Source organism: Alkalibacterium thalassium (assembly GCF_900101165.1).
Classification (GTDB): Bacteria; Bacillota; Bacilli; order Lactobacillales; family Carnobacteriaceae_A; genus Alkalibacterium; species Alkalibacterium indicireducens.
In genome coordinates, this window is the sequence record NZ_FNFK01000076.1 from 1 (window position 1) to 7,042 (window position 7,042).

Consider the following 7,042-nt stretch of genomic DNA (forward strand, 5'->3'; position numbering starts at 1 on the left):
CTGTGCTTCTCCAACTGCGCAGGTGGGACAGAATTTCCCTTTACACCGAATCGGAACATGCTTAACATTTGGGCAAGCCTCACACTTATACACGCGGAATCCATTAGACAAATCCCCACAATGCAGAAACTTATCAACTTCTTTTATAATAACTTGGCGTATCTTTCCTTTGTTATTTTTTAGAAAATTCTCCCAATTATTATTGTCCAGAAATATAGCTTTGAGTTTATTCATTTCTATGCGAATGCTTTTCTCTACCATACGTATAGTGTACCTTTAAATCCCCTCTCTTTTCAAATCAAGTGATAGTGATTAACGTTTGAGGTGATAGGCTTTCTAGCGGGTAAAATTTTATACTTTCCTATTCTACAAGAAAAGCTTCACGTGCCGTTCAGCCTCGAAAAGAAAATACCTTAGTATCTGTTTGAGCTTCAGCTCTTACAGATGTACTTGAGATCGCCGGAGCGATAGCGAGTAGAGGAAATTTACCCCGAATTGCTGTGACTCTAGCATTTCAATGCGTAGAGACAGAGTATGCGGATGAAGAGCAAACTGCGCAATGGGTAAATTTATCTTTTTCTCGAGAGGCTGGTACGTTAAGCTAGACAACACTTCAACGTTAAACTTTCCAATTCACAAAAAAAAGCGCCTGATCCACTCCAATTCAGCATAGACTGCTACCCTGGGCGGAAAAGCACTTTCACTGCTCAACCTTGATTCGTTCTTTTAATTGTTTCGACATGTTAAATCATATAAGGTATGACGCTATTTGTCAACTTTTCTACTTATTTTTTATTAGTATTTGTGACGTTTTTTTTACATAGCATCTATTCATTTCACAATCTGACCTCATCCTCTTCTATAATACAGACAAAACGCCTGACATCGACAACTCGATCGTTGTTCCGTCAGGCGTAAAGTATTTATTTAGTGTCTCAGATTATACAATGACCAGATACAGCAATGCCGCTGCTACTGCGCCGAGCATTGGTGCAACAATTGGCACCCAGGCGTATTCCCATTTAGAGTCACCTTTGTTTGCCAGTGGGAGAATCTGATGAGCAATTCTAGGACCCAGATCACGTGCCGGGTTGATCGCATATCCGGTCGATCCACCTAAAGATAATCCAATTGACAGAATCAGCACCCCAACGACTAGTGGGTTCAGTCCTTCTGTAAAGACATTCTGACCGAAAGCCAGTAAAGCGAATACTAAAACAAATGTGCCAATGGCCTCAGACATTACATTAGATGTGTTGTCTCGGATTTCTGCGCCAGTCGCAAACGTTCCCAAAATTGCACCCGGATCTGTTGTTTCTTTATAGTGAGCCAGATATGTCAACCATACTAGCACTGATCCCAAAATTGCACCAGCTACCTGAGCCAGAATAAAAGGAATGACCATTCCCCATGCCAAGTCTCCAGTTATTGCAAATCCAAGTGTCACGGCAGGATTTAAATGAGCGGGACCCATAAAACCGGCGATGTATACCGCCAGTGTTACAGCAGCCCCCCACCCCATAGTGATGGCTACCCATCCAGCGCCTTCTGCTTTACTTTTTTTCAAGCTAACAGCCGCTACAACTCCATTACCAAGTAGAATCAGAAACATTGTTCCTAAAAATTCACTGAAAAGTGTTAATGTTTGCCCTGTCATTTAATCCACGTCTCCCTTTAATGTTTTCAAATCAGATTCAGCAACTGCTTTTTCAAGCTCTTCCGTGTACTGTTGTCTTACTTCATCGGACCAGTCATTATAGCGAGCCATCTCAGAAATGACAGGTTCGATTATGCTGTCTAAGGTGTCACGCATAAACAGCATGTGATTTGTTCGACGGATCAGGAAATCGCTCGGAGTCAGCGCCATTTCTTCACGCATGGCGTAATGCAGACTGAGCGTATCTGCGAGAGTAAGTCCCTCTACCTGATCCACTTCTTCAAGTAAATCGTAGACCGCCGGAGTGTTTGATCCATACAGATTAGCCAAGTATCTTGCTTCAGATTCAGTTAATCCTTTTTCAACACCAAACTGAGCCAGAGCTTCTGTCTCCTCGTCGACTTTAGCTGGATCGATGTCTCCTCCAGAAACTGGATAATGAGCCGAATCGATCAGTTCGTAAGTCAGATTGAAGTCTCTTTCCAGCACATCGATTGTTGCTTTAACCGCTCCAAGTGCCATTTTACGGTAATCCGTAATTTTCCCGCCGGCTACGGTAATCAGTCCATCTTCATCGATCTCAAGCGAGCTGCCGCGTGAAAGGGTGGAAGGATTCGTGTCTGATTCCGCATTGGCTGTTTTAATATTTTTCAGTACATCCACGACTTCATATCGTTCAGCGCTTCCCTGCTGATACTTCTCCACGATGGACAGTACATCATCAAAACTTTCGTCCGTAATGAGCTGATTGTTCTGCCCATTATAGTCAGACCCGCCATTTGCCGCAATCAATGGACGCAAGCCGGCCCAGCTGGACTCGATATCGTTCAACGTTATATCTGCTGACGGGTACCTTGTATTGATGATATCCAGCAGGTAATCCACGTCTTCCTGCTCCACAGTAGGATTTGAGAGGTCACCCTTATAGTCAGTATCTGTTGTTCCAAAATACGTTTTTTCCTCACGAGGAATCACGAAGACCATTCTGCCGTCCTGTTTTCCTGTATCGAAATACGTCGGCTGGGGAACGAATAGTTTCTTATTGTCTACGACCAGATGAACCCCTTTTGTCGGACGCATCTGAGGCGCCGTATCGATCTTGTCGTCCATCTGACGAATCGTATCCGACCATGGGCCGGTCGTATTCATGACAACACGGGCATTGATTTTGATCGTTTCACCCGTCAATAAGTCTTCCACTTCTGCTCCAGAAGCTCGGCCGTTGTCATCATGTAAGATTCCAATCACTTTCATGCGACTGACCATGTGTCCGCCGTCTTCAGCTGCCCGCTTGATATTCTCTATTACTAGGCGAGCATCATTGTTCCGGTAATCCAGATAGACCCCGGCACCTAAAAGTCCTTCACTGTTCAGCTGCGGTTCGCGTTCCAGAACTTCTTCTTTTGTCAATGTATAGTTCGCAAAATCAGTTCCAGTCACACCAGCCAGCTGGTCATACAGATCCATGGCAACTTTAAGAGAGAACATGGAGAACGTTGAATCCGGCTCATCATAAACGGGTAAGATCATCGGGTCAGCTTTTGGAATATGAGGAGCGATGCCCTGAACCACGGCCCGTTCCTGAACCGTGTCAGCTACGACTTCCACATCAAAGTTCTTCAAATAACGCAGACCGCCGTGAACGAGTTTAGTTGAGCGCGAAGACGTCCCTTCTGCAAAATCCTGCATCTCGACCAGGCCTGTTTTCAGACCCGAAGCACTGGCCTGCAAAGCAGACCCAGCACCCGTGATCCCGCCACCAATGATCAGTACATCCAATGTTTCTTCTTTTAATACGTTTATATCTTGTTTTCTTCTTTCAAGAGAGAAAACCATACTATTTTCCTCCTACGCTAGTCCTACTCTTCAGGCTTGAAGACTTGTGTCGCTTTAACTGCCAGTTTCCAGTTCTTGTACAGCTTCTGACGTTCTTCTTCAGGCATCTGCGGTTCGAACGTGCCACCTTCTTCGTACATACTCTTTATTTCATCCATGCTTTCCCAGTAACCGACAGCCAGACCCGCAAGATAAGCAGCTCCAAGTGCAGTCGTTTCCAGATTATGCGCCCGCTGCACTTTAGTTCCAAGGATATCTGCCTGGAACTGTAGCAGCCAGTCGTTATTAGCTGCTCCACCGTCCACTTTAAGGAGAGGAATGTCGATTCCCGCGTCTTTATTCATCGTGTCAATAACATCACGAGCCTGATAAGCAATAGACTGTAACGTCGCTTTTACGAAATCTTCTTTAGTCGTCCCTCGTGTCAAGCCGAAGACAGATCCTCGAGCATCTGAATCCCAATAGGGTGCACCCAGACCTGTAAAGGCTGGAACAACGAAGACTTCATTATCATTTTTAGATTTCTTAGCTAATGCTTCCGAATCAGACGAATTCTCGATCATTTTCAGTCCGTCACGCAGCCACTGAACAGATGAACCAGCTACAAAGATACTTCCTTCCAGAGCATAATAGATCTTACCATTGATCCCGTACCCAATCGTAGTCAGCAGGTTATTTTCTGACAACTGTGGTTCTTCACCTGTGTTCATGACGATGAATGAACCTGTGCCATATGTGTTTTTGACCATGCCCGGCTCAAAGGCCATCTGACCGAATAATGCTGCCTGCTGGTCTCCTGCCATGCCCGAAATAGGTGTGTTGGCTCCATAGAAGTGATAGTTCGCTGTGTTTCCGTAGATTTCCGAGTTTGATCTAACTTCGGGCATCATGGCACGTGGAATATTCATTAAGTCCAGGATTTCCTGATCCCATTCCAGTTTGTGAATGTTATACAGCATCGTGCGGCTGGCATTTGAGTAATCTGTTACGAACGATTCTCCACCGGTCAGTTTCCATACCAGCCAAGTGTCGACTGTTCCAAACAGTAATTCGCCATTTTCAGCTCGTTCCTGAGCTCCTTCAACATGGTCAAGAATCCAGCGAATCTTCGTCGCTGAGAAGTAAGAGTCAATGATCAGACCCGTTTTTTCGTGAATCATTTCAGAATGCCCGGCCTCGTAAAGTTTTGCAGCGATAGGCGCTGACTGACGAGACTGCCAGACAACAGCGTTATAAATCGGCAGTCCTGTCTCTTTGTCCCAGACGATTGTTGTTTCACGCTGGTTAGTAATACCGATTCCTGCGATTTCCTGAGGTTTGACACCGGATTCAATAAATGCGCCGGCAATGACAGACTGGACTGAATTCCAGATTTCATTAGGATTATGTTCTACCCAACCGCTTTCAGGAAAAATTTGAGTAAATTCTTTTTGAGAACTTCCGATCGTGTTTAACTGTTTATCATAAATAATTGCTCGTGAACTCGTTGTTCCTTGATCTATGGACATAATGTACTGATTATCTGACATTGGTTTATTCCTCCTATTTTATCATCGGTTTTTAGTAACCGTTTCCTTTACGTTTTTATTGTAACCGTTTTTCTTTCGTTAAAAATGTCAGCTTTTTTTGAATTTTCGAATTTTTTGAAAGTTTTTCTTCTGGAGTATTATAACCGGATTTTGATAAACCCAGTCATAACAAGCTCTTTATACGATAATTTTTAGTGCCGTTCCATGTCGACGTATCGATGACAATTTGTCAAAAAAAAATAGAAAGTCGAGTAGATGATTCTGACCTACCCGGCTTTCTATTTTTTTGTTACCTTTATTATCTACTATTTAGTTAGCCCTCACGCGGGTACTTTTCTATGATGTCATAATTTTTGTTGTTATTGAGTAGTTTTTTTAATATAATTTTATATTATACTGAATAAAACAATAATATAAGGATGATTTATTTGAAATTTACAACAGGCTACCCTTTGAGAAAAGTTAAAATTAGCGACCAGATATTAATTTGGCTGGCTTCCTCTTTTTTATTTTCTAGTTTCACATCTATTATTCTATCTATGATCGTTATATCCAAAAAAAAAATCCCGATATTGAACAGAAAACGATTATCAAAGAACGAATATGTACTAATTCCTGGGTTAGATAAAAGTGACTGGCGTTTTCTGGCATGGTATATCCCAATTTCATTTGTATTACTTAGGCTCGGTAATATAGTTATTATATATTTATTTGGCGAAGGGCAGTTAGCCAATCAGGAAGTAATAGACTCAATGTTTCAGGATACGCCTTTGTGGATGATGTTTTTCACTCTCGTTATTGCTGCACCCTTACTGGAAGAATTGTTTTTTAGGGGAGTTTTATTTTTCCGGAAAGAACATAACGAAGTAAGTTGGCTCACTCTTGTACTCACTTCTATTCTTTTTGGTTTAATCCACATGCCTACAAACATTCATTCGGCCTATTCGTATATAGGGGCAGGTGCATTATTCGGTTATGCAGCAAAACGAACAAAAGCAGTAGAAGCGGCTATATTGTATCATTTTCTGGAAAATTTGCTGGCCTTCATTATTTTAAACATTGGATAAACTAAGTCAATTTACAGGTGGAGAAATTAACAGTAGTAAAGGACATAAAAAGCTATACTTAATTAGCCCATATTTAAAAAGGCCAAATAATAAAGTTCTTAATATTCAGATGTGATATTTTTACTATTAGTATTTAAGACGAATATTAATCCCAAACTAAAATTCAATAAGGTGTCACTAATCTCTTCTTCACTGATTCCAATATAGCGCTTATTTATTTTTTTGTTACTATGATCGATTATTGCCATGAAGGTAGCCACGTCTTTCGTTTTTTTCCTAGATTCCCAAAAAATTATAACGTGGTCGGGGGCACAACACCTAAGGTGTTATATAATTGCGACTGCTTCTTCGTAATCTCACCCACTCGTACTGCACTGCCTGGATTTTCAAATGCCTCAATGACATCCAATTCGTCCAGTAATTCCTGCATCGTATAATTTTTATACAGCCCTTTTTCGGACATCTGCTTTTTGATGTACGATAAATAGATCAATGCAATAAACTGCACGAATAATTTTCCTTCAAGCGAACTTTCTGATGAAACGGCTGTGCGCCGTAAATTCAACCGTTCTTTAAGATTTCCAAAGGCTTTCTCAACGATGTCTTTGTTACGGTACAAATCTAAAGCGGCGATGGGATCCTTGATTTCATTGCTGATGAGGGCAAAGAATCCGTAGTCTTTTTCCGCTTGGGTAATGGCTTCTTGTTTTGGGGTTACCTTTGTCCCGCGTTTTGGTGTTGAAGTGATTTCGAAGTATTTAGCGTACTGCTTTTCGTGTTCTGCTTTGCGGTTCCCGGAAACTAGTTCTGCTTCGAGCCGATCAAGAAGCGCATTGAAACGGTTCTCGTGCTCCAGTGCTTTTTCACCGCTAAAATAAAGATGCAGGTACATCCGCCGTTTCCCTTCAATCACATCGCCTTTGTACGGGCGTTTCTGTGAATACTCCCAGTCT

6 protein-coding genes are annotated in these 7,042 nt (G+C 42.2%); 1 reads left to right on the forward strand and 5 read right to left on the reverse strand.

Annotated features, from left to right (window positions below; genetic code table 11):
• The 4 genes from BLR76_RS10575 to glpK form a co-directional block, all read right to left on the reverse strand.
• Positions 1 to 261 (reverse strand): transposase zinc-binding domain-containing protein (locus tag BLR76_RS10575; protein ID WP_176759699.1); only part of this gene is annotated, 261 nt, incomplete at its 3' end.
• Between the two features lie 679 nt (positions 262 to 940).
• Complete coding sequence (locus tag BLR76_RS10580; protein WP_091268777.1) at positions 941 to 1,657, reverse strand: MIP/aquaporin family protein; 717 nt, start codon at positions 1,655 to 1,657, stop codon at positions 941 to 943.
• The gene (glpO, locus tag BLR76_RS10585) at positions 1,658 to 3,493 is read right to left on the reverse strand and encodes a type 1 glycerol-3-phosphate oxidase (protein ID WP_091268778.1); all 1,836 of its coding nucleotides are present in this window, start codon (positions 3,491 to 3,493) and stop codon (positions 1,658 to 1,660) included.
• A gap of 23 nt (positions 3,494 to 3,516) precedes the next feature.
• Positions 3,517 to 5,022 (reverse strand): glycerol kinase GlpK, encoded by a 1,506-nt coding sequence (gene glpK, locus BLR76_RS10590; RefSeq protein ID WP_091268784.1) that lies wholly within the window; start codon positions 5,020 to 5,022, stop codon positions 3,517 to 3,519.
• Between the two features lie 428 nt (positions 5,023 to 5,450).
• Here glpK and BLR76_RS10595 point away from each other — a divergent pair, with 428 nt between their 5' ends.
• Positions 5,451 to 6,089 carry a CPBP family intramembrane glutamic endopeptidase gene (locus BLR76_RS10595; RefSeq protein WP_176759700.1) on the forward strand — a complete coding sequence of 213 codons (639 nt, stop codon included), beginning with the start codon at positions 5,451 to 5,453 and terminating at the stop codon, positions 6,087 to 6,089.
• Positions 6,090 to 6,381: 292 nt separating this feature from the next.
• On the opposite strand, the gene BLR76_RS10600 is transcribed toward BLR76_RS10595, so the two are convergent.
• A partial coding sequence (locus BLR76_RS10600; protein ID WP_425425722.1) for an IS1634 family transposase occupies positions 6,382 to 7,042 on the reverse strand: 661 nt, incomplete at its 5' end.